We start from the raw sequence: 228 nt of genomic DNA on the forward strand, positions 1-228 counted from the left end.
GCCCCGCTACATTGTCGGCGCTCAATCACTTGACCAGTGAGCTATTACGCACTCTTTCAAGGATGGCTGCTTCTAAGCCAACCTCCTGGTTGTCACAGCAACTAAACATCCTTTCCCACTTAGCACACACTTAGGGGCCTTAACCGGCGATCTGGGCTGTTTCCCTCTCGACTATGAAGCTTATCCCCCACAGTCTCACTGCCACGCTCAACTTCATGGTATTCGGAG

1 rRNA gene is annotated in these 228 nt (G+C 52.2%); it reads right to left on the minus strand.

Annotated elements, in window-relative coordinates:
* Positions 1 to 228: ribosomal RNA gene (locus AC5RK6_RS05505) — 23S ribosomal RNA — on the minus strand; the annotation flags it as partial.

The organism is Actinotignum sp. usb-actsch-213, assembly GCF_059085665.1.